Below are 26,629 nucleotides of genomic sequence, written 5' to 3'. Positions count from 1 at the left end.
ACGCAACACCACGGGCAGCCTCGGCATCACTGGTGACATCAAACGCGACACTATGAACCCGGCCCGGACCGAAATCAGCAGCCAACGCCACCTCAGCAGCCTTCAACCGCTCCGCATTCACCCCGTTCAACACCACCGTCGCACCCGCCTCAGCCAACGCCCGCGCCAACGCGTTACCAATCCCCCGGCTCGACCCCGTCACCAAGGCAACCCGCCCCGTCAAATCAAAAAGTGAATTCATAAATGGAGCAGCTCCTTCGCCGCACTCTGCGCAGTATCGCGCGGGTGGTAGTTCTTCTTCGTCACTGTTTCCTGGAGGCACTGCTCCCTAGAAGGGGCCGTTCTGCACGAGGTTGGCCGGGGCCTGGCCGGCGGCAAGGGCCTCAAGCTGCCTCCTCAGGAGCTTGAGAATCCGGGGCTGAAAGGCAGACGCGTTGCCGCCTACGTGCGGAGTGATCAGCGCGTTGGGCGTGGACCACAGCGGGTGGTCCTGCGGCAGCGGTTCGGGATCAACGACGTCGAGGGCGCACTGCAGGCGCCCGGACAGGACTTCCTTGGTCAGGGCGGCTGTGTCCACCACCGAGCCGCGGCCCACGTTCACCACCAGGGCACCATCCGGCAGGGCCGCGAGGACTTCTTCACCGATCAGCTGGTGCGTGTGCTCGTTCAGCGGCAGAACCAAAACCAGAATGTCGTGCGTATCGGCCAGCGCGGCCAGCTCGCTGGATGCATGAACCTCGCCGTGTTCGTCGGTGCGGGCCGAACTCCCCACTCGGGTGACGGTGACCTCGAACGGCGCCAGGCGCAGGGCGATTTCGTGCCCGATCCCGCCGACCCCCACCAACAGCACGCGCCGGTCCGCCAGGGACTGGCGCCGTTCCGGCCGCCAGAGGCCGTACTGCGAGTCGCGCACCGCCTGGTCGATGCCGCGCAGCTTGGCGAGGATCAGCCCGATGGCGAGCTCCGCCGTCGCGGCAGCGTGGACGCCGGAAGCGCTGGCCACGCCGGCCGCCGGCCCGGCGGCCTCGATCACGCCGTCGTACCCGGTGGACTGGGTCTGCACGTACTTCAGGTCCTCCACCTGCGCAAGCGAGCCCAGCACAGCGGACGCGTCGATGTACGGGAGGATGACGCCGTCGATCTCACTCAGCGTCCCGCCGTCGGGATCTGACTTCAAGTCCCACACCACCCCTCTCAGCCCTTCGGGCAGGGGCGAAAGATCGGCGAGGAGTTGCCGGTCGGGGAAACTGACGGTGCGGACTTTTTGCATCGGGAAAACCTATCGATCCTGGGTCTGGGGTGGGCCGGGTGGGTGTGGGTCAGCGCTGGGTCAGCGCCTGTCGAAGGTGAGTCCGCCGGGGACCTGGAAGGTGGGCATCAGTTCGAGCATGCCCACGTTGACGTGGCGGGGCGTTTCGATGGCGTAGTCCATGGCGTTGACAATGTCGTCAGTGGTCAGCGACTCGTAGCCCTCGTAGTACGTCTTCCACGCTTCTTCCATGGCCTCGGCCGTGCCGCCCATGTTGCGGCCGAAGATTTCCGTTTCGACGCGGCCGGGGCAGATTTCGGTGACGCGGATGCGCTTGCCCACGGTGTCGTTGCGCAGCTGCCGGGACACCTGGTGCACGGCGGCCTTGGTGGCGTGGTAGACCGTGTGGCCGTAGAAGTTGTAGAGGCCGGCGATGGAGCTGATGTTGATGACGTGGCCGCGGTCGCGTTCCACCATGCCCGGCAGCACCAGCCTGGTGAGTTGAAGCAGACCGCGGAGGTTGACGTCGATCAGTTCGTCGACGTCGCTTTCGCTGGAGTCCAGGATGTTCCCCGGCCGGGACACTCCGGCGCAGTTCACCAGGACATCCACTTCAAGATCACCGACGACGGCGGCCAGCGCCGTCGTGTCTGTCAGGTCCACAACGTGCGGGATGGCTCCGGTCTTGTCTGCAAGTTCCTTCAGGCGGTCCTCGTTGCGGGCCAGGGCGTGGACGGTGAGTCCGCGCTTGGTGAGGCGTTCGGCGATCGCGGCGCCCATTCCGGTGGAGGCGCCGGTGACGACGGCGGTGGAGTAGTCAGAGAAAGGCATTTTAGGCTCCTGGTGGGTGCAGCGCAGTTGGTGCCCCGCAAGTGGTGCAGTGCGCTACCGGCGGGGCAGCGCACTGCTGGTGGAATGGTGGGTGGTCAGGCGTCGCGAAGGGGCAGGTGTGCCCGGTCCTTGACAGTGCTGACAGCGACGAGGGTGCCCAGCGCGGTAATGACGGCGTAGAAGGCCGGCATGTAGATGTTGCCGGTGGACGAGATCAGCCAGGTCATCAGTAGCGGTGCCGTGCCGCCGAAGAGTGCCGAGGAAACGTTGTAGCCCAGGCCGTACGCGGAGTACCGGACACGGGTGGGGAACAGTTCAACGATCAGGATGTGGATGACGGCGGTGTGGCCGGCGAACACGACGGCCATGATGCAGGCGCCGAGGATGGCCAGTGCCATGTTGCCGGTGGCGATCAGGGCGTAGGCGGGGATGCCGACGATGGCCATGGCGATGGCGGAGCCGGCAATGACCTTCTTGCGGCCGATGCGGTCCGAGAGGGCGCCCATGAAGGGGATCGCGATGCAGATGGCCACCAGGCTGCAGGCGGTGACGATCAGTGCTTCACCGATGGTGAAGTTGAGCTGCTTGCCCTTCAGGAACGTGGGCATGTAGGAGAACAGGACGTAGTAGCCGGAGCCGTTCATGAGGGGGATGAACATGGCCAGGAGCATGGCGCGGCGGTGTTCGGCGGACTTGAAGGCTTCCTTCAACGGGTTCTTGGACAGCCCGCCTTCTTCCTTCAGCTTCTGGAAGTTCGGGGTATCGCTGATGGCCTTGCGGATGTACCAGCCGATGATGCCCATGGGGATGGCGACCAGGAACGGAATGCGCCATGCAAACGCACCGAAGCCGCCGCCGTCGATCGCTGCCTGGGTGAGCCAGGGAGACATGGAGAACGCAACCAAGGTGCCGGTCAGCAGTGCCGCGAAGGAGGCGATCTGGGCGTAGGAGGTGATGATGCCGCGCTTGCCTTCAGGGGCGTGCTCAGCGAGGAAGGTCATAGCGCCGGCCGCTTCGCCGCCAACGGAGAAGCCCTGCAGCAGGCGGAGCAGCACGAGGAGGATCGGCGCGGCGATGCCGATGGCCGAATAGGCCGGAAGCAGGCCGATGCCCGCCGTCGCAATGCTGATGAGCAGGATGACGAACACCAGCAGTTTTTGCCGTCCGATGCGGTCCCCCAGGTATCCGCAGACCACGGCGCCGAGGGGGCGCACGAAGAAGGACACTGCGTAGCCGGCGAAGACGAACAACAAGGCGTTGTCCGGGTTACCTGGCGCCAGGAAGACGAGCGCAAGCGTTCCGGCCATGAACGCGAAAATGCCGTTGTCGTACAGCTCGACGAAGATGCCGACGCAGCCGGCCGTCACAACTTTGCGGGTCTGCTTGCTGCTGAGCCGCTCTTGCGGCTGGGCCGCGTGCGTAGAGGTGGACATGGCTTTCCTTACTTAAGGGGATGGTAACAAGGGTTTGAAGCTGAGGCGAGGGTAATTAGCTTCCGGCTGCCGGGGCGAGCTGCTGCCAGCCTGGCTGGCTGCCGATGCCGATTCCGATGCCGAGGAGGTTGAAGACCGTACTGACTGTTGAACGGAGGTTCTCCAGTTCCCGCAGGGCCGCCCGGTACTTCGCTGTAGCTTCGGGAACGGTGGTCCTGCGGAAGGTTATGGTGTGGCCCGGCCGGGCCTGGGCCAGCACGTCGAGCGAGCGGCTGGTGACCACCGCGAGGACGGGGTAGCCGGCGGTGACTCCGCGGCCGCGGTGCAGCACCAGGAGTTCATCCCGGGACGGGACCTCGATGGCGCCTACTGGAACGCCGCGGGAGAGCACTTCGGCACTCGACTGGCGTTCGGGGAGTTCCCCGCCCAAGCGCAGCCCGATGTGGTTGCTCCGGCCGCTGACCGTGTATTCGGCGCTGTAAAGCAGATCGGCGGTGTCGCCGAACTCGTGCACGTCGGGCCCTTCAGTGACCTCGACGACCGCGTGGCTGCTGAACTCGGGCCGGGTCAGTCCCAGCCGGAACAGCGGCAGGTCGAAGTACGGCTGCCTGATGGGTGCAACGGTTCGGGAGGTCTTGAGTTCGGTGCCTTCGCCCAGCCGCATGCCGAATCCGACGACGGTGTCCGGGGCGCAGCTGCCCAGCAGCACAGGTGCCTCCACCGAGCCGTGGACGGCAAGGTAGGCGCGCAGCCCGCCGGTAATACGGCGCAGCGCCACGGTTTCCCCGGCCCGGACTGACACAGGCTCCCACTGCTGGCATTCACGCCTGTCCACTGTGAGGTGCAGGGGCGCCCCGGTGACGGCGATGAGGATGTCCGTGGTGGCCCGCATCCGGAAGTCCAGTGCGGTGACCTCAAGCAGCGGCGCGTTGTCTCCGTTACCGGCGAGGATGTTCGCAGCGCGCGCAGAGAACTGGTCCAGCGCACCGTTCACAGGGAGTCCGAACCGGGGTCCGCGGAAGCGGCCCAGGTCGGTGACCACGGAGTTGCCGGGCTGTTGGATGACCAGGGAGCCGCTCATCGTGCCGCCTCCAGTTTCCGGCCTGCGTAGTTGGCGAAGTCTTCCGGCTGGATCTGGTGGAACCTCAGCACGTCGCCGGGAACGTAAGGAACCAGCGGCTCAGCCGTTGCGTCGAGGACGGTCAGCGGGGTCTGGCCGATGACGCACCAGCCGCCGGGGGCCATGGCCGGGGCGATGACTGCCTGCCGGCCTGCGACGGCCACGGCGCCAGCCGGAACGGACAGCCGGGGGTCCTTCAGGCGGGGCACAGGGAGTGGGAAATCCGGGCCGTCCATCATCGGCGAGCCGGCCGGAGCGCCCAGGCAGCGGATCACGTAGGACTTAGTGGTATGCAGTTCGATGATTTCCTTGACGGAGAGCTGCTGCTGTTCCGCAACGCGCTCCAGGTCGGGGCCGTACTCGCCGCCGTAAACCACGGGGACGCTGAATTCCTGGGGTTCGCGGGCGGGTGCCCCGGTGAATTCGAGCTGGCGCAGGCCTAGAAGGATAAATGCCCGGACCTGGCGTGCGGTGGTGACGCCGGGGTCGAATTCCACAAGCAGGGAGTCGTAGGTGGGCACCGCGCCGTGGACGCCGTCGGCCCCGGCTGCTTCCAGCCACTCGGCAAGGGCGTGGACGATACACCAGTTGGACTCGCTGTCCGGGGAGGAAGCGACGACCCGCAGGGCGGCGTCACCGGATTCAAAAACTTCCACGGGAGTTGGTGTTGTGGTGTCGGACATGTCAGGCGGCTTTCACTTTGGCGGCGAGTACCTGGGACAGCGGGGCGATGGTCACGCCGGCGCGTTCCAGTTCAGTGCGGACCTGGCGGGCCAGCTGGACGGCGCCCGGGGTGTCCCCGTGGAGCAGGATCGTGTCGGCAACGATCCGCAGGTCGGTTCCGGCGACGGTTTCGATGACACCTTCACAGACCATGCGGATGGTGCGCTCAACGATGGCCGAAGGATCGTGGATGACAGCGCCGGGGCGGCTGCGGGGCACCAGAGTGCCGTCCGCCTCGTAGGCGCGGTCTGCGATGCCCACGATGCCCACTGGGAGCCGCCGGGCTGCGGCGGCGTCGGCCAGTTCACCGTCCTGGGCCAGCACGATCAGGTCCGGGTTGATGCGGGCGGCGGCGTCGGCGACGGCTTCCGCGTAGTCGGGCCGGGTGGCCACGAGGTTGCCGAGGCGGCCATGCGGTGCAAGGTGGACGACGCCGGTGCCATGGTAGGCGGCGAAGGCGCTCAGTGCGCCGAACTGATAGAGGATGTCGTTGCGGACTTCATCGGCGGTGAGGTCCATAGCGCGCCGGCCGAACCCGCGGAGGTCGGGGAAACTCGGGTGCGCCCCGATGCTGACGCCGCGGCGCACGCATTCGGCCACGGTGGCGTTCATGATGTCAGGATCTCCTGCGTGGAATCCGCAAGCGATGTTGGCGCTGGAAACCACCTCGAGCAGGGCCGCGTCGTCGCCCATGGAGTACGCGCCGAACCCTTCTCCGAGATCAGCCACAAGATCAACTGTGGGTCCCATGTGAGCCCTCCTGGTGTGTTGGCTGCACCGATACGCATCGAGGCGCAAAGGTCAGCTTCCGGTAGTGAACTGGATGCCGGGAACCTGCCCGGCACGGGGCCTGCGGTTCGGCGGCCCGGGCGGCCGGGCTTCTGCCAAGAAGTCTGGCATTGCGAGTTGGCTCACACAAAGACGTAATCCATGTCACGGGATAGCTGGCCGTTATGACCGGTGAACCCTGGGCTGCTGCCCTCATGCGTGCCACCTCCTTCCCATCGTTAGGACCGGCCTTCGCCGTCGCCGCGGAGTGAGTGCATTGACGCTATGGAACTCATATTTCAGAAATGTAAAAACAACACACCTTCCCGGTAAGCATTCCTGATATGCGAAATGCGTCTGGCGTCATCTCGAAATTGCATGTCAGCCGGAAGAGTAGAATGTACGATTAGTGAAATAGCGTTCTGGGTTCAACCTAGTGTCAGCGATGTGGATCACACAAAGACTTATTGCGTATTCCTCCACCACATCCGCTTATGACCCCGAGTGGTCCAGGACGCCGCAAAGAGAGAAGGCGGCTATGGATACGAGGAAGCTTGCGTACTTCGTCCAGATCGTGGATTCGGGAAGCATCACCAAGGCCGCCGCAGCGCTGCATGTGGCCCAGCCCGCCCTAAGCCAGCAGGTTTCGGCTTTGGAGACCGATCTCAAACAGCGGCTCCTTATCCGCAGCAAGCAGGGCGTCAAGCCCACTGCGGCCGGGCACACACTGTACCGTCATGCCCAATCCATCCTGCGGTTGGTGGAGCAGGCACGGCAGGACGTCGCCGCGTCGGGAGCAGCGCCGTCAGGGCGGGTCTCGATCGCCATCGCGCCCTACAGCATGGCATCCAGCCTGACCCCGCAGATCATCGGCGAAGTGGGCCGCCGGTACCCGGACATCGTCCTGCACGTCACGGAAATCTACGGCGGCGTCCTGAGCGAGGCCATCAAGAACGGCCGGCTGGATATGGCCCTGATTTACGAGCCGGGGCCCATCCGCGGCGTGCAGTTCACCACGATGATCGTTGAAGACCTGCACTTTGTGGTCAACGCCGACCGGTTTGGGGCGGCGCCGGAAGACGGCACAATTACCCTGGAGGATGTAGCCGGTTTCGGTCTTTTCCTGCCTGAGAAGATCCATACCCTGCGCCAGGTGGTGGAGGGCGGCCTTGACGGCAAGGGACTCAAGCTCAAACTCGTCGGGGAAGTGGAATCGGTACCGTCCCTGGCCCGGCTCCTGCGCGCAGACTTGGGCGCCACCATTATGCCCAAGTCTGCGGCGGACGCCCTGTTCCACGAGGAGGACTTCCACGTCCTGCGAATCGTGGATCCCGCGCTGCAGTGCAAGATCGCCCTGTGCACCCCCGATCACGACCCGCTCTCCGAGGCGGCATCGGCCGTTCTCCTGGTGCTGAAGGAAATGCTGCAGGAAATGCTGAGCAAGAAGTATGCCCGCTAGCCCGTCCATAGCATCCGCTTATTAGGCCACGCATCATTAGTCTTAGTAACGGCGCGTCCGGGATTCTAAAATTGGAGCAGGCCGAAGAAAAGCGGCGGCGACTTTCACAAAGAATCAATGGGAGCATTCCGTGAAAAAGATCAACACAATGCGAAGAATTGCAGACGGAAAAATGGGACTCATGGCGAAAACCGGTTTTCACTGCCCGGCCAACGGCTTTTGGCGTCCTGCGGACCGCTCAAAGGATCCCGTGTTCGTCTTCGAAGGCAGCATCATGCCCGCCACCGGCGGCGGCTCCACCGTATGGTATCTGGAGGACGCCCTGGTCGGTCCCCCCGCGTATCTTCACCCTGGCCAATAGGGTCCGGTACCCGACGGTTGAGCCCGTCGAATCCCGTGGCTGAGCCTGCCGAAACGTGAGCCTGTCGAAACCGGGCTCAAAACCCGGTGGTTGAGCCTGTCGAAACCCGTTCTACCTTGAATGTCAGACCCCCTTGTCATGATGGATACATGAGTAACCCGGCGGTGGTGAAGGCGTTTGCGGACATCACTGCGGCCGTTTCTGTGCTCACCGGTGTGGTGAACGAACACGGTTCCGGTGGACTTTATGCGGGGGACGATCCGTTGCGGGGATTGTCCGAGGATTGCCTGGATATTCTGACCGGCGCCGCGGCGGCGGATGCGCAGATGGCTGGTTTGAAGGCACTAACAGCCGTGACGTACGCGGACACTGCCCAGGCCGCAGCACCTCCGGAGGCTTCGGTACAGGCCCAGGAGATGGCAGTCACGGCCGAGGTAGGGTGTGCCCTGACTATCGGTGACCGTGCGGCGGGTTCGTTCCTGGTCGTTTCGCACGCCCTGACCAACACCTTGCCGTTGACCCTGGCTGCCCTGCAGTCCGGAACCATTTCCTGGCAGCATGCCCGGGTGATGGCGGACGAAGCCGGCAGCCTTGACCGGGCCGGTGCCGCTGCGCTGGAGGCCCACTTCCTGGACCCGGACGTACCGGACCCGGCTCTGGGGTGTCCTGCGGGGGAGATGCCGGCGTCCCGGTTCCGGGCCAAGGCCCGCACGTGGCGGGAACGCCACCACGCCGAGAGTATCGAGGACCGGCACGCCAGGGGTGTCCTGGACCGGCGGGTTTAGTATGCCCCGGACCGGGACGGGATGGCGTGGCTCACGGCCTACCTCCCGGCGGACCAGGCGGTCGCAATCTGGAACCGGACCACCGCGATCGCCCGGGGCCTGCAGGGCCCGGAGGATTCCCTGACCCTTACCCAACTCCGCGCTGACGTGTTCGCCACAGCCCTCCTGACCAGCGGATCCAGCGGATCCAACGGATCCAACGGATCCAACGGATCAGGCGACGATGCTGCAGCCTTCCTGGCCAGCGGAACCAGCGGATCAAGCCCCGATGCTGCCGGGAGCATGAATCCGACAGGCCACGGTCCCGGGCAGGTCCCGCACCCGCGGGCCCAGGTCCTCGTGACGGTCCCGGTGTTTTCCCTGCTCGGGGCCACCGAGGAACCGGCGATGCTGGACGGGTACGGCCCGATCCCGGCGTCGATGGCGCGGGACCTCGTGGCGAACGGGGCGGATTCGTTCTACCGGGTCCTGGTTGACCCGCGGGACGGGGCGCCGCTGGAGATCGGGCGGACCAGCTACCGTTTGACCAAGGCGATGCGGAACTGGCTGCGGCTGCGGGACGGTAAGTGCCCGTTCCCGGGTTGTTCCAACCAGTCTCTGGACAATGAAGCGGACCACCTCCTCGCCTGGCACCAGGGCGGCACCACCGGCATAACAAATCTGGGCCAGCCGTGCCCCAAACACCACCGCCTGAGGCATACCAGCGCCTGGCGGCCCACCCCGGCGACCAAGAACGAACCGCCGGGCTGGATCTCGCCCTCGGGGCGACGATACCGAAGCGAACACCAGGACTGGGAACCACCCCACTGGCCCCACCAACCCAAACCACAGAAAAAATCGAAGGAAGGAGCACCGCGCCGTCACCCGGCCAGTCACCCGCGCGGCCACCCGGACAGACACCCGGCTACAAACCCGGCCAGCCACCCAGCCAGAGACCCAGCCAGTCACCCGGAACTTATCCACACCGAACTATCACCGGGCGAAGACGGCCTGGAACGGTTCCTCCACGCCCTCGCCTAACTGTCACAGCCTGGGAGCAGTGTGCGCACGCGCACAGTTACGGTCCGGACATTTTCTACCTCGGGATGGGCGCCCTGGGAAAAGGACGCCGGGAACCGTTCCTCCACACCCTCGCCTGACTGACCCCACGACGGCGATTCATCCTGCGGCGGGCAACATCGCGGCGGCACAGCCAGGCGTCAGACGCGAACGGGCGCTGCTAGGCCTGTTCGACGAGCAGTCCTTTGGACTTCAGGACCTCGGTGAGTTTGCACAGGTCGATGGTGGTGCCGCCGGCCTTGTACAGGCTGATGAGTTCCCTCTCGGCGTCGTCGCGTTCCTGCGAGAGGCGGATAACTTCCTCGATCTCGCCCTTCCGGACCACCACTACGCCGTCCGCGTCGCCGCGCAGGACGTCTCCGGGGTAGATGATCTCGTCGCCGAAAACCACGGGGTGGTTGATGGGGCCGATGGTTTCCTTGACGGTGCCCTTGATGGAGATACTGCCGGAGAAGACAGGCAGGCCCAGTTCAATGAGGTCCTGGGTGTCGCGGACTCCTGAGTCTGTCACGAGGCCAGCCAAGCCCTTGGCCTTCATGGCGTTGCCGAGGACGTCACCGAAGGTACCGGCTTCCTCGAACTCCCCTGCCGCCGCGAGGATGACATCCCCAGCCTCGGCGTAGTGGATGGCCACCTGCAGCATCAGGTTGTCCCTGGGCGCACAGCGGACGGTGACGGCGGGGCCACAGAAGGACATGGCCCTATCGATTGGCTTGATCCTGGAGCTCAGCGCGCCCTTCCTACCTTGGGCTTCGTGGATGGTGGCCGAGGAGAACTTCGCCAGTCGGCTGACGGCGTCTGCGTCGGGTCGGTCGATGTTGGTCTTTACGTGGATCACAGTGTTTTCCTTTATTGGGTACGGGTCAGTTGAGGGCCTGGACGGCCTTGTCGATGGCGGCGATGGATTCCCCGATGATGTCGAGGCTGGTCGCATAGGAGATGCGGAAGTACGGCCCGAGCCCGTAAGCGGACCCCGGGATCGCTGCGACAGATGCCTGGTCGAGCAGGTAAAGGACGAAGTCCTGGTCGTCGCGGATAACGTCGCCGTCCGGCGTCGTCTTCCCGAGTACCCCGCCACAGTTGACGTAGGCGTAAAAGGCTCCCTCCGGCGTCGAGCATGACAGCCCTGTGATCGCGTTCAGCCCGGCGACGGCGGCATCACGGCGGCCGCGGTAGACCTCGCCGCTGGTCCGGATGAAGGACTGATCGCCAGTGAGGGCCGCCGCCGCGGCCGCCTGGCTGACCGACGAAGGGCAGGATGAGATCTGCGACTGGAGCTTGTTGATGGCGGCGATCAGCTGCGCTGGCCCGGCCGCGTAGCCCAGCCTCCAGCCCGTCATGGCATAGGCCTTGGATACGCCGTTGACAAGGAGGACCCGGTCCTTGAGTTCAGGGGCTGCTTCCACGAGTCCGGTCAGCTTGCCTGCGCCGAAATAGATCTGGTCGTAGATCTCGTCGGTCAGGACATAAACACCCGGGAATTCGACCAGGACATCCGCCAGGGCCCGCAGTTCGGCGCGGGAGTAGACCGCGCCGGTCGGGTTGGACGGGGTGTTTAGGATCAGCCACTTGGTGCGGTCCGTGATTGCCCCGCGGAGTGCTTCAGGAGTGAGTTTGAAACCCGTGTCTTCGCCGCAGGGGACAATGACGGGCTTGCCTTCGTTTGCCAGGACCATGTCCGGGTAGGAGACCCAGTAAGGGGCAGGAATGACGACTTCATCGCCGGCATCCAGAGAAGCCATGAACGCGATGAAGATGACCTGCTTGGCTCCGCCGCCGATAGTTATCTCGCTGGCCGAATAGTGCAGGCCGGTGTTCAGCTCCAGTGACTGCAGGATGGCCTTCTGCAGCGCGGGCGTACCGGTAACGGACGTGTACTTGGTCTCGCCCTGGCTGATCGCCTCGACAGCGGCTGCTTTGATGTGCTCGGGTGTATCGAAGTCCGGTTCGCCCACGGTGAGGTCAAGAATTCTGCGCCCCTCCGCCTTGAGTTCCCGGACGCGCGCAGCGGCCGCCACGCTTGGAGACGATTTGATGCGTGACACACGCGATGCAGGCACGAATTCAGACATGTTCTCTTCCCAGGGTTCATCAGTGAGGGGACTTGTGTCATTCGAGCCTATGGAGAGTTGACCGCCGTGGATAAGACCTATTCTGCGTGGGCGGATAAGCAACCCTTATGGCCGCGCCAGCCACGCAATCCACTTATCACTGCACCGGATATCGGTATTTCCCGGAAGCAACGGACGCGCCTAGCCTTGAGCTTGTTGTTCGAGGGAGGGGCAAATATGGCGCGCCATCAGGCAATAGAGTCGGCCCCGGGCGGCTACCGCTACCGTGGAAGCCGGCCGCAATCGCCCGATCAGCAACGTACAGAACTCAGCCGGCTGCTGCTGCACAAGCAAGGTGCCATTCGCTTCAAGTCGAGCCGGATCCGGGATATCTCGGCAAGCCTCAACCAGATGGTCGCGCAGGCCCTGTGTGATGGTGCTTCGGCGCCAGCCCTTTCGCGCATCACCCAACTCTCCACGTGGACCGTACGCAGAACCCGCCTGGCGTTCGACGACCTGCAGCCCACGGGGGTGTCACAGGCCGTGCACTTCCGGCTGATCTCACAATTAATCCACGAACTGACGGCCTTGGAAGAATCGAAGGCAACGGTGGAGGAGGAACGCCGGCACCTGCTGGCAGCGGCCAGCAAGCAGCAGGTTCTGGACGACTTCGAACTGGCGTCCCTGACTGGGCTCCGGCCCGAACACATCAGGAAACTGACCCGCGGCGTTCCGGCACAATAGCGCAGTTACGTGCCCGCGCACCGTTCGGGGATCAGCTCCCCGTAATCACCAGCGCAACGCTGTGTCCGCCGAAACCGAAGGCGTTAACCAGGCCGGCAGGGGCGGAGCCGTGCGCCAGCGTGTGGGCGTTTTCCGTAACGACGTTCAGGTTCACTTCGGGATCCAGCGCCTCGATGTTGACCGTTCCCGGCAACTGTCCGGTCTGCAGTGCCTGGACCACCACAACGGCGGCGAGTGCACCGGCGCCGCCCAGCAGGTGGCCGGTGTGGCCCTTGGTCGAAGTCACCGGAACGTCCGCGCCGAAGATGGCGTTGATGGCCTGTGCCTCCAGCCGGTCCCCCACCGGGGTGGACGTGGCGTGGGCATGGACGAACCCGATGTCCGAGGCCTCCATGCCAGCCGAGGCCAGGGCTTTTTGCATGACCCGCTTCTGCATCGCCAGGTCTGCTGCAACGATGTCGTTGGCATCGGAGGTGACTGCGCCGCCCGCCACGGAACCGAGGACGGCGGCGCCGCGCGCCCGGGCGTGTGCTTCGCTCTCCAGCACCACAATGCCGGCGCCTTCTGCGAGGACAAAGCCGTCGCGGGCGGCGTCGAACGGGCGCGATGCCCGCTGGGGCTCATCGTTGCGAGTGGACAGGGCGCGGATCTGTGAAAAACCGGTGATCACCAGGTCGTTCACTGAAGCGTCCACACCGCCGGCGATGACGACGTCGGCCGCGCCGGACCTGATCATTTCGGCACCTTGGACAATTGCTTCGGCGCCGGACGCGCAGGCACTGACCGGGGTACGGGCTCCGCCGCGGGCACCGAGGTCGATGGACACCCAGGCTGCCGGTCCGTTAACCATTAGGCGGGTGAGGGTGTGCGGGGATACGCGGCGCGGGCCGCCGGCAGCGAGTGCCCGGTCCTGCTCAAGGATGGACCCAAGACCGCCGTACGCAGAGCCGATCACCACGGCAAACCGCTCCGGATCGACTTCCGGCGCTCCTGCCTGCTGCCACGCTTCACGCGCTGCTACCAAGGCCAGTTGCCCGCACCGGTCCATCCGCTTCAGCTCACGGGTGGTGAGCTGTTCGGAGAGGTCGGCGGTGACCTGCCCGGCCATCCGCACGGGAAGCTGCTCCGCCCAACCGGCTTCCAGGGCGGCGATTCCGGATTTTCCCGCCAGCAGGCCGGACCAGGTCTCGGCAACGGTGGAACCAAGGGGGTTGATGGTGCCGACGCCGGTGATCAGTGCCCGCGGTTGAATGGCACTGTGTTGGACTGCAGTCATCTTTGGCTACTTTGCGGGGTTGTGGGTGCCGATGGGCACCAGGGTCAGATCGGGGTGGTTCTTCTCGATCCGGCGGAGCGCCCAGACGTCGGTGAACAACGCGAGGTACTCGCCATCGGACCTCAGCAGCACCTCGGCGCCAGGGACGTTGGCCAGCGCAGGCATGGCATCCGCCGTCGAAATCCGGGCGAGGGAATAGGACAGGCGTTCCAGCCGCATGGGGGCGCTGAAGTCGTGCGCCATCCGGTCCTCAACCACTTCAAACTGCATGGGACCGACGGCGGCAAGCACCGGCGCCTGGTCGCCGCGGACGTCGGAGCGGAGCACCTGGATGACGCCCTCGTGCTCGAGCTGCTCGATGCCGCGGCGGAACTGCTTGAACTTGCTGGGGTCCTTGGACCGGGCCACCTGGAAGTGCTCGGGGGCGAACAGCGGGATGGCCGGGTACTCCACCGCATCTTCGAGGAACAGGCTGTCGCCCACGCGCAGCGAGGAAGCGTTCACCAGGCCCACGACGTCACCGGGGTAAGCCTCGTCGATGACCTCGCGTTCCCGCCCAAAGACCTGCTGGGCGTACTTGGTGGCGAACGACTTCCCGGTCCGGGTCTGGGTGACCACCATGCCGCGTTCGAAGACGCCCGAGCAGACGCGGATGAAGGCAACATGGTCGCGGTGCGCTTTGTTCATGCCGGCCTGGACCTTGAAAACGAAGCCGGAGAACGGCGACTCCACGGCGCGCGGGCTGCCGTCAACATCCGGGCGGGGTGCTGCGGGCGGCGCGAAATCAACCAGTGCGTCCAGGATTTCCTTCACGCCGAAGTTCAGGGCCGCGGAGCTGAACAGGATGGGCGTGGCGGTGCCCGCATGGAAGGCCTCGACGTCGAACTCGAGGTTGGATTCAATCACCAGGCCGGCCTCGTCCACGGCATCGGACCAGTTATTACCCTGGCTTTCCGCGGCTTCCTCCGGCGTGAAGTACTCGGTCAGCGCGATGTTGGCGCCGGCGTTGTTGCGCTGGAACCGTGCGAAGCGGTCGTTGCGGAGATCCCAGACGCCGCGGAAATCACCGGAGATGCCGACGGCCCAGGTCAACGGCATCGGCTGCAGGCCGGTGCGTTCCGTGAGCTCGTCCATCAGTGCCAGTGCATCCAGGCCCGGCCGGTCCCACTTGTTGATGACCGTGATGATGGGCAGGTTGCGCKSCTTGCAGACCTCGAAGAGCTTCATGGTCTGKGTTTCCAGGCCCTTGGCSGCGTCCACSAGCATCACTGCGCAGTCGACGGCGGCCAGKACGCGGTASGTGTCCTCGGAGAAGTCGGCGTGGCCSGGGGTGTCCAGCAGGTTGATSACGGTGTCCCGGTAGGAGAACTGSARCGCSGCGGAGCTGATGGAAATGCCGCGGTCCTTCTCCATCTGCATCCAGTCCGAGACCGTTTCCTTGCGGTTGGCCTTGCCGCTSGASGCRCCGGCGGTGCCGATCACCTTCGCGTGCAGTGCCAGCGCCTCGGTCAGCGTGGACTTGCCTGCATCGGGGTGCGAAATAACAGCAAAGGTCCGACGCCGGGCCGCCTGTTTGTGAATCTCGTTGACCCGGGCGGGGCTAAGGACATCTTGGGACACGGTGCTACTTTCGCTGCGATGGGGTTACCCCAAGGCGCTCGGCAGGCCTTAAGGGGAAGCATGGCTCTGGGAAAGCCTAGTTCCAGTTTATCGCAGCAGCGCCAGCGGGGCCTTACGGCGGGTGGCGGCCGCGGAATCGGGGGGCAAACCGCATTCCCCACAGCCGCCGTCGGACGCGTTCCCGAGGCACTTTCAGGCAACCCCTCATGGGGCACTTTAGGGCTTATCCGTGCGGTTGTTGCCGATTCTTACCTCTATCATTGAGCTTGCAGGAAACTGAGTACTTTTCATCCTGTCGGCGGAGGCTAAATCCGCCGTTCCTGCGGGCCTCAGCCCGCACCTTTGAAGGGATCACCTATGGCGCGGAGCCCCGAAGAATCGCTCAAGGCGACTCTGGGCAGAGTGGCTCCGGGAACGCCGTTGCGGGACGGACTCGAACGGATCCTCCGGGGACGCACGGGCGCACTGATAGTTCTGGGCATCGACCGGACCATCGAATCCATCTGCTCGGGCGGTTTCGACATCGGCATCGATTTCTCCCCCACAAGGCTTCGGGAGCTTGCCAAGATGGACGGCGCCATCATCTGCGACAAGGATGCCGGCAACATTCTGCGAGCCGCCGTCCAGCTCGTCCCGGACTCCAGCATCGAAACCCAGGAATCCGGCACCCGGCACCGCACTGCCGAACGCGTGGCCATCCAAACGGGCGTGCCCGTGATCTCCGTGAGCCAGTCCATGCAGATCATCGCGCTGTACGTCAACGGGCTCCGGCATGTCCTGGAGGGGTCCGAAAAGGTCCTGGCCCGCGCCAACCAGGCGCTCGCCACCCTGGAGCGGTACCGGTCACGGCTTGACCAGGTCACCAGCTCACTGTCCGCCCTGGAGATCGAGGCCATGGTGACCGTGCGCGACGTCGCCGTCACCCTGCAGCGCCAGGAAATGGTCCGCCGCATCTCCGAGGAAATCTCGCAGTACGTCCTGGAACTTGGTGAGGACGGCCGGCTGCTGTCACTCCAGCTGGACGAACTGACGGTGGGCCGCGGCCCGGGCAGTGACGTCATCATCCGCGACTACGCCGGCCACAACGCTTCCGCCGCGGACATCGAGAAAGCCGTCAGCGCGCTGGTGAACCTGGGCCCCACCGAGCTGATCGACCTCGGAAAGATCTCCGGAATCGTCGGCTTTGCAGGCGGCGAAGCCAACCTCGACGCCGTGGTGCAGCCCCGCGGTTACCGGCTGCTCTCAGGACTCAAGGCAGTCCCCAAGGCAGTGGCCGACCGCCTGGTGGACCACTTCGGCGGGCTGCAGTTCCTCATGGCCGCCACCATCGATGACCTGATGACCGTTGACGGCATCGGCGACCAGCGCGCCCGCACCGTTCGTGAGGGCCTGAGCCGGATGGCCGAAGCAAGCCTGCTGGACCGCTTCCTCTAGCTTCCATCGAATGCTGAGCAGCGGCCCTTTTGAGGCTTCAAAAGGGCCGCTTGCTCAGCAATGGATGTCAGTTGAGCTGGAACACTGCCTTGGGGCTGGCCTTCGACCCGAGCTTGGCCGTGAAGACGTAGTAGGCGCCGCCGCCTCCGGGCTTCGTCGCAATGACCTGGCATCCTTCGAGCGAGCGGGTCTGCGCCCACTGGAAGTTGGCCGTCTCGCTGGCGCCCGGCGCAAGGGTCTTCACCAGGTCTTCGCTTTTGGCCTGGCAGTCCTTCGACGAGAAGATCCGGTCCGGTCCACTGGTCACCAGGAACTCCATCTGCGACGTGCCAATGTTCACGTCACAGGGCATGGTGCCGCCGTTAGTCACCTTCAGGCTCAGTAGCGGCTTCTCGTCAGGGCCATACGCGGGCTTGTCCGTCGACGCCGAAACGGTGACCAGGTTCTGGTTACACGTGGGAGTTGGCGTCGGGGCCGCGCTGGGCGCTGCGGACGGCGAATCGCTGGGGGCGGGTGCAGACTCGCTGGGGCCTGGACCAGAGCCGCGGGCGTCGGTGGAGGACATCTGCTCTGTGCCGTTGAAGGCACCGGCGACGGCGAAACCGCCGAATGCCAGGCCCACCACCATCAGGAGGGCTACCCCCACGAACAGGCGACGGCGGCGGTAGACGGCGGGACTCGGCTTGCGGGGCGCGCCGGAGCCGGCCCGGGAACCGGGTGCCGAATTGCGCTGTGATGAATTGCCTTGCCTGCCCATCCTTCTAGGCTAGAGAACCCGCCGGTCTCTGACCGCCCACCACGCCGTTGCCCCGCCAACGCTAAGGTCACAGTTTGCCGCCGGCAGCCCTCGCAGCTTGGCGTACGCCGCCAAGCATCAACCGCAGGGACGAATCACCTACAGCGCAAGCATCAACTGCAGGGACGAATCACCTACAGCGCAGGCATCAACTACAGTGTGGGGATCGACGCTACAACCCTTTCCCCAGCCATGCCCGCGGGCGGCACGCCTGAAATCACTGCTGGCGAGCTGCAACTCGGGGAACTGCACCATCGGATCACGGGCTGGTTCGCGGAGACCGCCCGGAAGCTTCCCTGGCGCGAACCGGACTGCTCGGCGTGGGGCGTCCTGGTCAGTGAGGTCATGCTGCAGCAGACACCCGTGGTGCGGGTGCTGCCGGTCTGGCGGGAATGGCTTGAGCGGTGGCCCACCCCGGCAGGGCTTGCGGGTGAGCCGGCCGGCGAAGCAGTCCGTTCCTGGGGCCGGCTCGGCTACCCCCGCCGCGCGCTCCGCTTGCATGCGGCCGCCGTGGCCATCGTCCGCGATCACGGCGGCAAGGTTCCCGGCACCTACCCCGAGTTGCTGGCACTGCCCGGGGTGGGCAGCTACACGGCCGCCGCTGTCGCCGCCTTTGCCTTCGGACGCCGGGAAACGGTGGTGGACACCAATATCCGGCGCGTACACGCGCGACTCATTTCCGGCGTCGCACTCCCCGCCCCGTCCCTGAGCGCCGCGGAGATGCGGCTGGCGGCTGAACTTCTACCGGACGACGACGGCACTTCCGTCCGATGGAACGCTGCGGTCATGGAATTGGGCGCGCTGCTGTGCACAGCGAGGGCGCCAAAGTGCGCAGAGTGCCCCGTGCGGGACTCCTGTGCCTGGCTGGCAGCCGGTGAGCCGCCGCCGTCGTACACCCCGAAGGGTCAGGCCTGGCACGGCACCGACCGCCAGGTCCGCGGCGCCGTGATGGCTGTGCTGCGGCTCGCGGACAGCCCCGTGCCGGCGGAAATGTTCCAGCAGGAGCCGGCAGACCTGGGCTTTGAGGCGGACGGGATCGGTGTGCCATTGGCGGCGCTGCACCGGTTGAACTCCGCCCCCGAGCAGCTGGAACGTGCGCTGGCCGGACTCGTCGGCGACGGCCTGGCCGAGCTCTACGAGGGCGGCTACCGGCTTCCGGGGTGAGGCACCTTTAGGGCAGTCGCGGGCCCGATGGCATACTTTCTGGTGACTCGAACTGGGGGAAGTTAATGAGAACCGTGCTGTACATCATCTGGGCGTTGTTCGTGGCAGGGGTTGTTTTCTCCCTGATCCGTACACTGCGGAAGACCAAGCGGCAGGAGAACCTGATCGCTGGCTGGCCAAAGGTCCAGGCCACTGTGACCGGCAATGTGGGGGGCTGGAGCGGTGGCAGCGGCGGTTCATCGCAAAGCCGCCGCTTCTACCCCGCCTATCAGTTCGCGGATCCTCACGGGATTCTCTATGCCGGCGAATCGGAGGTTTCCTACCGCAACCAGCAGGTGCCGGGCTCGCTGGTGGAAGTTGCGTACAACCCTGCGAACCCCAACCAGTCGTTTCAGGTGGCGTCCGAATCCAAGATGCTACTCGGCTGCCTGGTGCCGTTCTTCGCCGTGTTTTCCCTGCTGCTATTCTGGGTCGCCGGTAACTTCCCGCTGGGCTGAGCCGGGGAGAACAGCACGGACCGCTTTGCGCCGTCCGGCCAACCGGCCGAATCCACCTTCCCCGTATTCTTTGTCGCCAAGCCCCGGCTCGCCACAGGTCTCATTCTGGTGCTCTTTGGCGCGGGAGCCATAACAATGTTTGGCTCACTTTCCTGGTAGCGGTGCGGCCGCCGCGGCCCGGTCCTACGCGAAGCATGCGCAAGTCGGGACTCCTTCCGGCACTGCTGACGACGACGGTCCTCATCTCTGGCTGCTACTCCTACCCGGTGGGGCCGCAATGCCCCGCGATCGCGCAGGCCTCAGTGGTCTCGGTGACCATTCCAGTTTCCTATGTGCCGTACGTGGGGACGCTGCGGCTGAAGGCGTGCCAGGACGGGGTGTGCAGGGAAGACGCTGTGGAACTCCGCCCCGGCGCTGTTTCTGTGGACCAGGGCTGCAGTCTTGACGGCGTCTGCTCGGCCACGGCATCACCCGATGGAACGCTGACCGGCATGCTGTTCCTGGGCTCACTCACCGAGGCTCCCCTGGTGCTGACGGCCACAGGAACTTCTCCCGGCGGGCAGGCCCTGCCGGTGCGGACGCTGGAATTCCGGCCCCGCGGCGCCTTCCCCTATGGCGAACAGTGCGGGCGGTTTGTCACCGCCTCCGTAGTGCTCGACGCCGAGGGGTTGCGGCAGGGACAGGCGTAACTTCCCGCCTCCAGCGGGGAAGAGTACGGGCTTTCCTGCGCGGATTGAGTCGGGTTTCCACGGGCCCCCGGCACCTGCCACAGCCTGCTCCCTGTTGCTCTTGACTTCCTCAGGCAACACTCCTAGCGTCAGCCTTACTAACACAGCGAATGTTAGATTTCGAGTTCACAGGACGCCAGACGGGGGTTCCGATGCCACTATCAGATCGGGAGCGCAAGCAGCTGGAAGAGCTGGAGGCGGATCTGGCGGCGGACGATCCGCAGCTCGCGCAAAGACTCTCGTCGGGTTCCGTCAGGCTTAGGGCCAAGGCCTATCTCGGGTTGGTGCTATGCCTGATGGGGCTGATACTGCTGATAACAGGAGTGAGCACGCAGCTCATCGTCGTCGGCGTCGGCGGCTTCCTCCTGATGGGGGCCGGCACATACCTGACGCTGGGCACGCACCCCTTGGGGCTTCGCTAACACTGACGCCCCCGGAAACGCTACTCGGGCCCTTCAACGGAAGGTCCGCGGCTGATGCAGCTTCGCAGCCGGCGCGCCAGGCTAATGCAGCTTCGCAGCCGGCGCGTCAGGCTGTCGCATCGCCGCGCTCTCAGGGCGCCCACGGCTCGCCGCGTCTACGGCTCGCCGAAACCAGCCTGCACCAGGCCGCCGACGTAGTTCAGGGCGCGCTCCGCGTCCGGTCCCCAGGCCTCGACGTGGAGCAGCGATCCCTTGCCGGCGGCGAGGGTCATGAGTGCAGTCATGGAGGCACCATCCACGCCGTTGATGGTGACTTCGGCGTTCATGGATGACAGCCCGCCGGCAACTTTGGCTGCCGGGCGGGCATGCATGCCGGCCTGGTTGATGAGTTCAAAATCCCCGGTGAATTCCGGCCCGGCACCTGTCACCGAGCCTTCCTCCATGGAGCTGACCGGCGACCCCCCGGCGGCCCCTGACCCGTAAACAGCCTCAGCCGCCCGCTTGACGGCGAGGACATCGGCGCCGCCCTGGGCGGCCACTGCGGCAGCGACCAAGCCCTCCACCAGCGGCGCGTCCGCGAGGAGCACAGCTGAAGGATCCTCCGCGAGTTCCTGCGCCGATTCAGCCGTCATCACTGCAGACCCAAGATCGGTCAGCACCACCACGCCGTCGCCGCCCGCGGCCTGGTCCAAGGCGGACATAACCTTCTCCAGGCTTGTTCCAATCCTGCCGTCCGAAGTGCCCCCGGCCGCGATCATCACCACGTCGGGCGCCATCTGCGCGGCAAGCTGCACGGCGCCGTCGGCGATCTTTTCGCTATGGGACACCACCACCAAGCCTACCGTCATGCAGCGGCTCCGACGGCGGCCCGGAGGATCAGTGCGCTGGAAGCAGCGCCCGGGTCGCGATGGCCGGCGCTCCGCTCCCCCAGATAGCTGGCACGGCCTTTACGAGCCACCAGCGGGTCTGTCGCCACCGCGCCGGCTTCGGCAGCCTCGGCTGCGGCCTCCAGCACGGCCAGGACGTTGCCCGTCCCGTCCGCGGCGGCGGCCTGGGCCGCCTCCGCGGCAGGGGTCCAGGCGTCCACCATGGTCTTGTCACCGGATTCGGCTTTGCCCCTGGCCACGATGCCGTCGCGGGCGGCCACCAAAGCAGTGGCCAGCCCCGCGGGATCAACCTCGAGGGCATCCCCGAAGGCAGTGGATGCCCGCAGGAAGGCTGTGCCATAAAGCGGGCCCGCGGCGCCGCCCACCTTGGACATTAAGGTCATGGCAGTCAGCTTCAGGGCCGCGCCGGGCGTCTCCGGCGGCGCCTCTGCGAGTTTCGCCAAGACGGCCTGAAACCCACGGTCCATATTCTCGCCGTGGTCCGAGTCGCCTATTGGACGGTCCAGTTCAATGAGCCATGCCCTGTTTTCGGCCATCGCCTCGGCGCACATCGTCAGCCATTTGACGGCCCATTTAACATCGAGCAGCATCGTCACATGCCCCAGCGCAGGGCGGCCGTGTGAACAGGGGCGTCCCACAGCTGCGTCAGTTCGTCATCGAGCCGGAGCACCGAGATGGAGCAGCCCTGCATTTCCAGTGCCGTGATGTAGTTGCCCACCAGTGAGCGCTCCACAGTGGCTCCCCGCTCGGCAAGCACCTGAACCGCGCGGCGGTACACGATATATAGCTCGCTCAGCGGCGTGCCGCCCATTCCATTGACGAACAGCAGGACTTTGTCACCACTGGCAATGCCAAGGTCGCTGAGGACAGGCTCCAGCAGCCGGTCGGTGATGCCGTCTGCCTTCTCCATCGGGATCTTGTGCCGGCCGGGTTCGCCGTGGATTCCGATGCCGATCTCGATCTCGTTGTCCGCCAGCTCGAAACTCGGCGAGCCGGCATGCGGGACCGTGCAGGCCGTCAGCGCGACCCCCATGGTGCGGACGTTGCTGTTGACGCGGTCGCCGATGGCCGCCACCGCGTCCAGATTGTCGCCCCGTTCAGCAGCGGCGCCGGCGATCTTCTCCACGAGGACAGTCCCGCCTACTCCGCGGCGCCCGGCCGTGTATAGCGAATCCTCCACGGCGACGTCGTCGTTGACGAGGACGGTGCGGACCTCCACACCCTCGGCCTGCGCCAGTTCGGCGGCAGTTTCGAAGTTCAGGACGTCGCCGGTGTAGTTCTTCACGATATGGACGACCCCGGCACCCGAGTTAACGGCGAGCGTCGCCGGAAGGATCTGGTCCGGCGTGGGTGAGGTGAACACCGCCCCCGGCACTGCGGCGTCGAGCATTCCCCGGCCGACATAGCCGGCGTGCAGCGGCTCATGGCCACTGCCCCCGCCGGAAAGGAGCCCGACTTTCCCCGCCACAGGCGCGTCTTTGCGCGTGACGTACTTGGGATCGGCACTGACGGAGACGAGGTCGGCGTGGGCGAGGCCGAAGCCTTCTACAGACTCGTCGACTACGGAACGTGGATCATTGATGAGCTTTTTCATGGCAGAACTCCTGGGTGTGGGCTCGTGCTAGAGGATTGCACTTTGACCCTACTACTGCGGCATGGAACTCGGGTAGCCTCCGGCATTGGGGGCATGGGTAAGGGACAGCCCCCAATGACTGTCCCTTACCGGCAGGCCCCAAACTGCGGCCCGCTCAGTTTATCCATCAACTCGACTAAAGCAAAGGGGTTTTGCGTAAATGACGCTGGACGACGCGGCAGCGGATCATGGCAGAGGTCAGCGGAGGGTGCATCGCACGGGAGGAAAGATGGCGTATTTATGGCCCTTAAAGGAACTTGATCATGCGTGTGTTACCCAGGGTGTTTGGCTTGACCCGCGCCAGGTCCAGGAATTCGGCGATGCCTTCGTCGTGGGAGCGGAGAAGTTCGGAGTAGACCGCCGGGTCCACCGCGGACTGGTCAGCCATCACCTCAAAGCCGTGACGCTTGAAGAAATCGACTTCGAAGGTGAGGCAGAAGACGCGTGCCACGCCAAGCGCCCGCGCCTCCTCGAGCAAGCATTCCACGAGTACGTGGCCAACACCCTTGCCGCGCCAGGCGTCGGAGGCAGCAAGGGTGCGCACCTCGGCCAGGTCTTCCCACATCACGTGCAGGGCTCCGCAGCCGATGACTTCGCCGTCGGCCGATTCGGCGATCCGGAACTCCTGCAGGCTCTCGTAATAGGCAACCGTCTCCTTGGCCATCAGGATCCGCTGTTCCGCCAGCGGTGCCACCAGTCTCTTGATGGCGGATACATCGCTGGTACGGGCAGGACGGATATCGAAGGAGTCAGTCACAGGTCAATCCTACGGCCGGGACCCAGCCGGGTTGGGGCACCGCTGCCTTGCCCGGCTGGCTTGGGGCACCCCGGCACCCACGCAAAAGCCCCGCCGCTCCTGGTGGAACGGCGGGGCCTTGGCTGTTGCTATCTAGACGCTCGGGGCGATCTCCGGGATGCGCGGCTTGGCGTTGCCGGCAAAGGTGAACTTGGCGTCGTCGCCTTCGCCGTCCACATCCACCATGACAATGTCGCCGGCGTGGATTTCGCCGAACAGGATCTTCTCGGAGAGCTGGTCCTCGATTTCGCGCTGGATGGTGCGGCGCAGCGGCCGCGCACCCATGGCAGGATCGTAGCCGCGGGTTGCCAGGAGTACCTTGGCCGCGGGCGTGAGCTCGATGCCCATGTCCTTGTCCTTGAGGCGCTTCTCCAGCCGGCCGACGAACATGTCCACGATCTCGATGATCTCGTCCTGGGTCAGCTGCGGGAACACCACAACGTCATCCACACGGTTCAGGAACTCGGGACGGAAGTGCTGCTTGAGCTCCTCCGTCACGCGGGCACGCATCCGGTTGTAGCCGGTCTGGGTGTCGGTGCCGGACTGGAAGCCAGTGGCAACACTCTTGGAGATGTCCCGGGTGCCCAGGTTGGTGGTCATGATGATCACGGTGTTCTTGAAGTCCACCACACGGCCCTGGGAGTCGGTCAGGCGGCCGTCTTCCAGGATCTGCAGGAGCGAGTTGAAGAGATCAGCATGCGCCTTCTCCACTTCGTCAAACAGGACAACGGAGAACGGACGGCGGCGGACCTTCTCGGTGAGCTGGCCACCCTCTTCGTAGCCGACGTAACCCGGAGGGGCACCGAACAGCCGCGAAACGGTGTGCTTCTCGGAATACTCGGACATGTCCAGCGTGATGAGGGCGTCCTCTTCACCGAACAGGAAYTCGGCCAGCGCCTTCGCCAGCTCGGTCTTGCCGACGCCGGTGGGGCCGGCGAARATGAACGAGCCRCCSGGACGCTTGGGGTCCTTCAGGCCTGCACGTGTGCGGCGGATCGCCTGGGACAGGGCCTTGATGGCCTCGTTCTGACCAACCACGCGCTTGTGCAGTTCGTCTTCCATCTTCAGCAGGCGCGAGGACTCTTCCTCGGTCAGCTTGAACACCGGGATGCCCGTGGAGTTCGCCAATACCTCAGCGATGAGATCCTCATCCACCTCGGAAATGTCGTCCATGCCGCCGGACTTCCAGTGGCGTTCCTTCTCGGCGCGCTCGGTGATGAGCTTCTGCTCCTTGTCCCGGAGCGAGGCGGCACCTTCGAAGTCCTGCGCGTCGATGGCAGATTCCTTCTCCAGCTTCAGCTGGGCGATTCGCTCGTCCATGGCCTTGAGCTCCGGCGGGGCCGTCATCCGGCGGATGCGCAGGCGGGCACCGGCCTCGTCGATCAGGTCGATGGCCTTGTCCGGCAGGAAGCGGTCCGAGATGTAGCGCTCGGACAGGCTGGCAGCCGAGGCGAGGGCGCCGTCGGTGATGGTGACACGGTGGTGTGCCTCGTAGCGGTCACGCAGGCCCTTGAGGATCTCGATCGCGTGCGCGACTGAGGGCTCCTTGACCTGGATCGGCTGGAAGCGGCGCTCCAGCGCGGCATCCTTCTCAATGTGCTTACGGTACTCATCCAGCGTGGTGGCACCAATGGTCTGCAGTTCACCGCGGGCCAGCATGGGCTTCAGGATGGAGGCGGCGTCGATTGCACCTTCAGCGGCGCCGGCACCCACCAGGGTGTGGATCTCGTCGATGAAGAGGATGATGTCGCCGCGGGTGCGGATTTCCTTGAGGACTTTCTTCAGGCGCTCTTCGAAGTCACCGCGGTAACGGGAACCTGCCACCAGGGACCCGAGATCCAGGGTGTAGAGCTGCTTGTCCTTGATGGTCTCCGGGACGTCCCCGCGGACAATCGCCTGGGCGAGGCCTTCGACGACGGCTGTCTTGCCGACCCCGGGCTCACCGATCAGGACGGGGTTGTTCTTGGTGCGGCGCGAGAGGACCTGCATCACGCGCTCCATTTCGGACTCGCGACCGATCACCGGATCCAGCTTGTTCTCGCGCGCAGCCTGGGTCAGGTTGCGGCCGAACTGGTCCAGTACTACCGACCCGGCGGGGGTACCTTCGGGCTGGCCGGCCCCGACGCCTGAGCCGGTGGTTTCCTTGCCTTGGTAGCCGGAGAGCAGCTGGATGACCTGCTGGCGGACCCGGTTGAGGTCGGCGCCGAGCTTGACGAGCACCTGGGCAGCTACACCCTCACCCTCGCGGATGAGTCCCAGCAGGATGTGCTCCGTGCCGATGTAGTTGTGGCCCAGCTGCAGCGCTTCGCGCAGGGAGAGTTCAAGCACCTTCTTAGCGCGCGGCGTGAAGGGAATGTGGCCGGACGGAGCCTGCTGGCCCTGGCCGATGATCTCCTGCACCTGCTCGCGGACGCCGTCGAGCGAAATGCTCAAGGACTCAAGAGCCTTGGCGGCAACGCCTTCACCCTCATGGATCAGACCCAAGAGGATGTGTTCAGTACCAATATAGTTATGGTTCAGCATGCGTGCCTCTTCTTGGGCAAGCACAACGACGCGACGGGCACGGTCCGTAAATCGCTCAAACATTTCGCCACACTCCTAGCTACAACGTACTTTGATGCTACGTGGCTGATCCCGTCTTGTGGAGCGTGTTCGCCACAGGGGAAACATGGTGCGTTCAGCCTCCCGTTACCCTGCCGCGCTTGGATCAGTTCGAGGACCCCCAAGCAAGGAGAACGTCACGGAATTCATCACTGTGCTGATGACTGCCGCCACCGTCACACTGGCTGGCAT

The 26,629-nt window shown here is 65.1% G+C and carries 25 protein-coding genes and 1 pseudogene; 9 read left to right on the top strand and 17 right to left on the bottom strand.

Annotation, left to right across the window (positions count from 1 at the left end; translation table 11 throughout):
- The 7 genes from AC1DIM_RS13295 to AC1DIM_RS13265 all read right to left on the bottom strand — a co-directional run.
- The coding region (locus tag AC1DIM_RS13295) for an SDR family NAD(P)-dependent oxidoreductase (protein WP_477710958.1) at nucleotides 1-241 on the bottom strand (241 nt) is incomplete at its 3' end.
- Nucleotides 242-328: 87 nt separating this feature from the next.
- Nucleotides 329-1,270: a 2-hydroxyacid dehydrogenase gene (locus tag AC1DIM_RS13290; RefSeq protein ID WP_477710957.1), complete on the bottom strand. Its 942-nt coding sequence runs from the start codon at nucleotides 1,268-1,270 to the stop codon at nucleotides 329-331.
- A 60-nt stretch (nucleotides 1,271-1,330) separates the two neighbouring features.
- Nucleotides 1,331-2,080, bottom strand: coding sequence for an SDR family oxidoreductase (locus AC1DIM_RS13285; protein WP_477710956.1), 750 nt, complete (start codon nucleotides 2,078-2,080; stop codon nucleotides 1,331-1,333).
- Nucleotides 2,081-2,175: 95 nt separating this feature from the next.
- Nucleotides 2,176-3,513, bottom strand: a complete 1,338-nt coding sequence (locus AC1DIM_RS13280; protein ID WP_477710955.1) for an MFS transporter — start codon at nucleotides 3,511-3,513, stop codon at nucleotides 2,176-2,178.
- Nucleotides 3,514-3,568: 55 nt separating this feature from the next.
- A complete protein-coding gene (locus tag AC1DIM_RS13275) occupies nucleotides 3,569-4,594 on the bottom strand; it encodes a 5-oxoprolinase subunit C family protein (protein ID WP_477710954.1) in 1,026 nt (341 codons plus the stop codon).
- Nucleotides 4,591-5,316, bottom strand: coding sequence for a 5-oxoprolinase subunit B family protein (locus AC1DIM_RS13270; protein WP_477710953.1), 726 nt, complete (start codon nucleotides 5,314-5,316; stop codon nucleotides 4,591-4,593). The genes AC1DIM_RS13275 and AC1DIM_RS13270 overlap by 4 nt, the downstream gene beginning before the upstream one ends.
- 1 nt (nucleotide 5,317) lies before the next feature.
- Entirely contained in the window at nucleotides 5,318-6,106 is a 789-nt protein-coding gene (locus tag AC1DIM_RS13265) for a LamB/YcsF family protein (RefSeq protein WP_477710952.1), read from the bottom strand.
- 556 nt (nucleotides 6,107-6,662) lie between these two features.
- Between AC1DIM_RS13265 and AC1DIM_RS13260 the strand changes: the two genes are divergently transcribed.
- From AC1DIM_RS13260 to AC1DIM_RS13250, 3 genes and pseudogenes are all read left to right on the top strand, one after another.
- On the top strand, nucleotides 6,663-7,583 hold the full coding sequence (locus AC1DIM_RS13260; protein ID WP_477710951.1) for a LysR substrate-binding domain-containing protein: 921 nt from the start codon (nucleotides 6,663-6,665) through the stop codon (nucleotides 7,581-7,583).
- 130 nt (nucleotides 7,584-7,713) lie between these two features.
- The gene (locus AC1DIM_RS13255; RefSeq protein WP_477710950.1) at nucleotides 7,714-7,944 is read left to right on the top strand and encodes a hypothetical protein; all 231 of its coding nucleotides are present in this window, start codon (nucleotides 7,714-7,716) and stop codon (nucleotides 7,942-7,944) included.
- A 149-nt stretch (nucleotides 7,945-8,093) separates the two neighbouring features.
- Nucleotides 8,094-9,749: pseudogene (locus AC1DIM_RS13250) on the top strand (HNH endonuclease signature motif containing protein).
- 199 nt (nucleotides 9,750-9,948) lie between these two features.
- Here AC1DIM_RS13250 and AC1DIM_RS13245 read toward each other — a convergent pair.
- Together AC1DIM_RS13245 and AC1DIM_RS13240 are read right to left on the bottom strand one after the other, a co-directional pair.
- A complete protein-coding gene (locus tag AC1DIM_RS13245) occupies nucleotides 9,949-10,626 on the bottom strand; it encodes a 4-carboxy-4-hydroxy-2-oxoadipate aldolase/oxaloacetate decarboxylase (protein ID WP_477710949.1) in 678 nt (225 codons plus the stop codon).
- A 25-nt stretch (nucleotides 10,627-10,651) separates the two neighbouring features.
- The gene (locus AC1DIM_RS13240; RefSeq protein ID WP_477710948.1) at nucleotides 10,652-11,860 is read right to left on the bottom strand and encodes an aspartate transaminase; all 1,209 of its coding nucleotides are present in this window, start codon (nucleotides 11,858-11,860) and stop codon (nucleotides 10,652-10,654) included.
- A 66-nt stretch (nucleotides 11,861-11,926) separates the two neighbouring features.
- Between AC1DIM_RS13240 and AC1DIM_RS13235 the strand changes: the two genes are divergently transcribed.
- Nucleotides 11,927-12,583, top strand: a complete 657-nt coding sequence (locus tag AC1DIM_RS13235) for a hypothetical protein (RefSeq protein ID WP_477710947.1) — start codon at nucleotides 11,927-11,929, stop codon at nucleotides 12,581-12,583.
- 31 nt (nucleotides 12,584-12,614) lie between these two features.
- Here the strand turns inward: AC1DIM_RS13235 and AC1DIM_RS13230 are convergent, their stop codons facing one another.
- A complete protein-coding gene (locus tag AC1DIM_RS13230; RefSeq protein WP_477710946.1) occupies nucleotides 12,615-13,859 on the bottom strand; it encodes a beta-ketoacyl-[acyl-carrier-protein] synthase family protein in 1,245 nt (414 codons plus the stop codon).
- A gap of 6 nt (nucleotides 13,860-13,865) precedes the next feature.
- Nucleotides 13,866-15,479, bottom strand: a complete 1,614-nt coding sequence (locus AC1DIM_RS13225; RefSeq protein WP_477710945.1) for a peptide chain release factor 3 — start codon at nucleotides 15,477-15,479, stop codon at nucleotides 13,866-13,868.
- 357 nt (nucleotides 15,480-15,836) lie between these two features.
- On the opposite strand from AC1DIM_RS13225, the gene disA reads away from it, so the two are divergent.
- Nucleotides 15,837-16,913 carry a DNA integrity scanning diadenylate cyclase DisA gene (gene disA, locus AC1DIM_RS13220; protein WP_477710944.1) on the top strand — a complete coding sequence of 359 codons (1,077 nt, stop codon included), beginning with the start codon at nucleotides 15,837-15,839 and terminating at the stop codon, nucleotides 16,911-16,913.
- A 67-nt stretch (nucleotides 16,914-16,980) separates the two neighbouring features.
- Here disA and AC1DIM_RS13215 read toward each other — a convergent pair whose 3' ends face one another.
- The gene (locus tag AC1DIM_RS13215; protein ID WP_477710943.1) at nucleotides 16,981-17,670 is read right to left on the bottom strand and encodes a hypothetical protein; all 690 of its coding nucleotides are present in this window, start codon (nucleotides 17,668-17,670) and stop codon (nucleotides 16,981-16,983) included.
- Nucleotides 17,671-17,901: 231 nt separating this feature from the next.
- On the opposite strand from AC1DIM_RS13215, the gene AC1DIM_RS13210 reads away from it, so the two are divergent.
- The 4 genes from AC1DIM_RS13210 (at nucleotide 17,902) to AC1DIM_RS13195 (ending at nucleotide 20,520) form a co-directional block, all read left to right on the top strand.
- Nucleotides 17,902-18,873 carry an HhH-GPD family protein gene (locus AC1DIM_RS13210; protein WP_477710942.1) on the top strand — a complete coding sequence of 324 codons (972 nt, stop codon included), beginning with the start codon at nucleotides 17,902-17,904 and terminating at the stop codon, nucleotides 18,871-18,873.
- A gap of 65 nt (nucleotides 18,874-18,938) precedes the next feature.
- Complete coding sequence (locus tag AC1DIM_RS13205; RefSeq protein ID WP_477710941.1) at nucleotides 18,939-19,370, top strand: DUF3592 domain-containing protein; 432 nt, start codon at nucleotides 18,939-18,941, stop codon at nucleotides 19,368-19,370.
- Between the two features lie 194 nt (nucleotides 19,371-19,564).
- Entirely contained in the window at nucleotides 19,565-20,059 is a 495-nt protein-coding gene (locus AC1DIM_RS13200) for a hypothetical protein (protein ID WP_477710940.1), read from the top strand.
- A 191-nt stretch (nucleotides 20,060-20,250) separates the two neighbouring features.
- On the top strand, nucleotides 20,251-20,520 hold the full coding sequence (locus tag AC1DIM_RS13195; protein WP_477710939.1) for a DUF3040 domain-containing protein: 270 nt from the start codon (nucleotides 20,251-20,253) through the stop codon (nucleotides 20,518-20,520).
- 155 nt (nucleotides 20,521-20,675) lie between these two features.
- On the opposite strand, the gene dhaM is transcribed toward AC1DIM_RS13195, so the two are convergent.
- The 5 genes from dhaM to AC1DIM_RS13170 form a co-directional block, all read right to left on the bottom strand.
- Entirely contained in the window at nucleotides 20,676-21,368 is a 693-nt protein-coding gene (gene dhaM / locus AC1DIM_RS13190; RefSeq protein ID WP_477710938.1) for a dihydroxyacetone kinase phosphoryl donor subunit DhaM, read from the bottom strand.
- A complete protein-coding gene (gene dhaL / locus AC1DIM_RS13185; protein WP_477710937.1) occupies nucleotides 21,365-21,997 on the bottom strand; it encodes a dihydroxyacetone kinase subunit DhaL in 633 nt (210 codons plus the stop codon). Before dhaL ends, dhaM begins: the two co-directional genes overlap by 4 nt.
- 2 nt (nucleotides 21,998-21,999) lie before the next feature.
- Complete coding sequence (dhaK, locus tag AC1DIM_RS13180) at nucleotides 22,000-23,001, bottom strand: dihydroxyacetone kinase subunit DhaK (protein ID WP_477710936.1); 1,002 nt, start codon at nucleotides 22,999-23,001, stop codon at nucleotides 22,000-22,002.
- A gap of 286 nt (nucleotides 23,002-23,287) precedes the next feature.
- Complete coding sequence (locus AC1DIM_RS13175; protein ID WP_477710935.1) at nucleotides 23,288-23,797, bottom strand: amino-acid N-acetyltransferase; 510 nt, start codon at nucleotides 23,795-23,797, stop codon at nucleotides 23,288-23,290.
- 132 nt (nucleotides 23,798-23,929) lie between these two features.
- Entirely contained in the window at nucleotides 23,930-26,422 is a 2,493-nt protein-coding gene (locus tag AC1DIM_RS13170; protein ID WP_477710934.1) for an ATP-dependent Clp protease ATP-binding subunit, read from the bottom strand.
- Nucleotides 26,423-26,629: the final 207 nt, after the last annotated feature.

The organism is Pseudarthrobacter sp. 01T43 (assembly GCF_056398665.1).
The sequence above is the reverse complement of the archived record's forward strand: the minus strand, read 5'-3'. Positions and strand labels throughout refer to the sequence as shown.

Coding starts and splice junctions, on each gene's coding strand:
- AC1DIM_RS13290 (WP_477710957.1), bottom strand. CDS start 1,270: ATGCAAAAAGTCCGCACCGTCAGTTTCCCCGACCGGCAACTCCTCGCC.
- AC1DIM_RS13285 (WP_477710956.1), bottom strand. CDS start 2,080: ATGCCTTTCTCTGACTACTCCACCGCCGTCGTCACCGGCGCCTCCACC.
- AC1DIM_RS13280 (WP_477710955.1), bottom strand. CDS start 3,513: ATGTCCACCTCTACGCACGCGGCCCAGCCGCAAGAGCGGCTCAGCAGC.
- AC1DIM_RS13275 (WP_477710954.1), bottom strand. CDS start 4,594: ATGAGCGGCTCCCTGGTCATCCAACAGCCCGGCAACTCCGTGGTCACC.
- AC1DIM_RS13270 (WP_477710953.1), bottom strand. CDS start 5,316: ATGTCCGACACCACAACACCAACTCCCGTGGAAGTTTTTGAATCCGGT.
- AC1DIM_RS13265 (WP_477710952.1), bottom strand. CDS start 6,106: ATGGGACCCACAGTTGATCTTGTGGCTGATCTCGGAGAAGGGTTCGGC.
- AC1DIM_RS13260 (WP_477710951.1), top strand. CDS start 6,663: ATGGATACGAGGAAGCTTGCGTACTTCGTCCAGATCGTGGATTCGGGA.
- AC1DIM_RS13240 (WP_477710948.1), bottom strand. CDS start 11,860: ATGTCTGAATTCGTGCCTGCATCGCGTGTGTCACGCATCAAATCGTCT.
- AC1DIM_RS13230 (WP_477710946.1), bottom strand. CDS start 13,859: ATGACTGCAGTCCAACACAGTGCCATTCAACCGCGGGCACTGATCACC.
- disA (WP_477710944.1), top strand. CDS start 15,837: ATGGCGCGGAGCCCCGAAGAATCGCTCAAGGCGACTCTGGGCAGAGTG.
- AC1DIM_RS13215 (WP_477710943.1), bottom strand. CDS start 17,670: ATGGGCAGGCAAGGCAATTCATCACAGCGCAATTCGGCACCCGGTTCC.
- AC1DIM_RS13210 (WP_477710942.1), top strand. CDS start 17,902: ATGCCCGCGGGCGGCACGCCTGAAATCACTGCTGGCGAGCTGCAACTC.
- AC1DIM_RS13205 (WP_477710941.1), top strand. CDS start 18,939: ATGAGAACCGTGCTGTACATCATCTGGGCGTTGTTCGTGGCAGGGGTT.
- AC1DIM_RS13200 (WP_477710940.1), top strand. CDS start 19,565: ATGCGCAAGTCGGGACTCCTTCCGGCACTGCTGACGACGACGGTCCTC.
- AC1DIM_RS13195 (WP_477710939.1), top strand. CDS start 20,251: ATGCCACTATCAGATCGGGAGCGCAAGCAGCTGGAAGAGCTGGAGGCG.
- dhaM (WP_477710938.1), bottom strand. CDS start 21,368: ATGACGGTAGGCTTGGTGGTGGTGTCCCATAGCGAAAAGATCGCCGAC.
- dhaL (WP_477710937.1), bottom strand. CDS start 21,997: ATGCTGCTCGATGTTAAATGGGCCGTCAAATGGCTGACGATGTGCGCC.
- dhaK (WP_477710936.1), bottom strand. CDS start 23,001: ATGAAAAAGCTCATCAATGATCCACGTTCCGTAGTCGACGAGTCTGTA.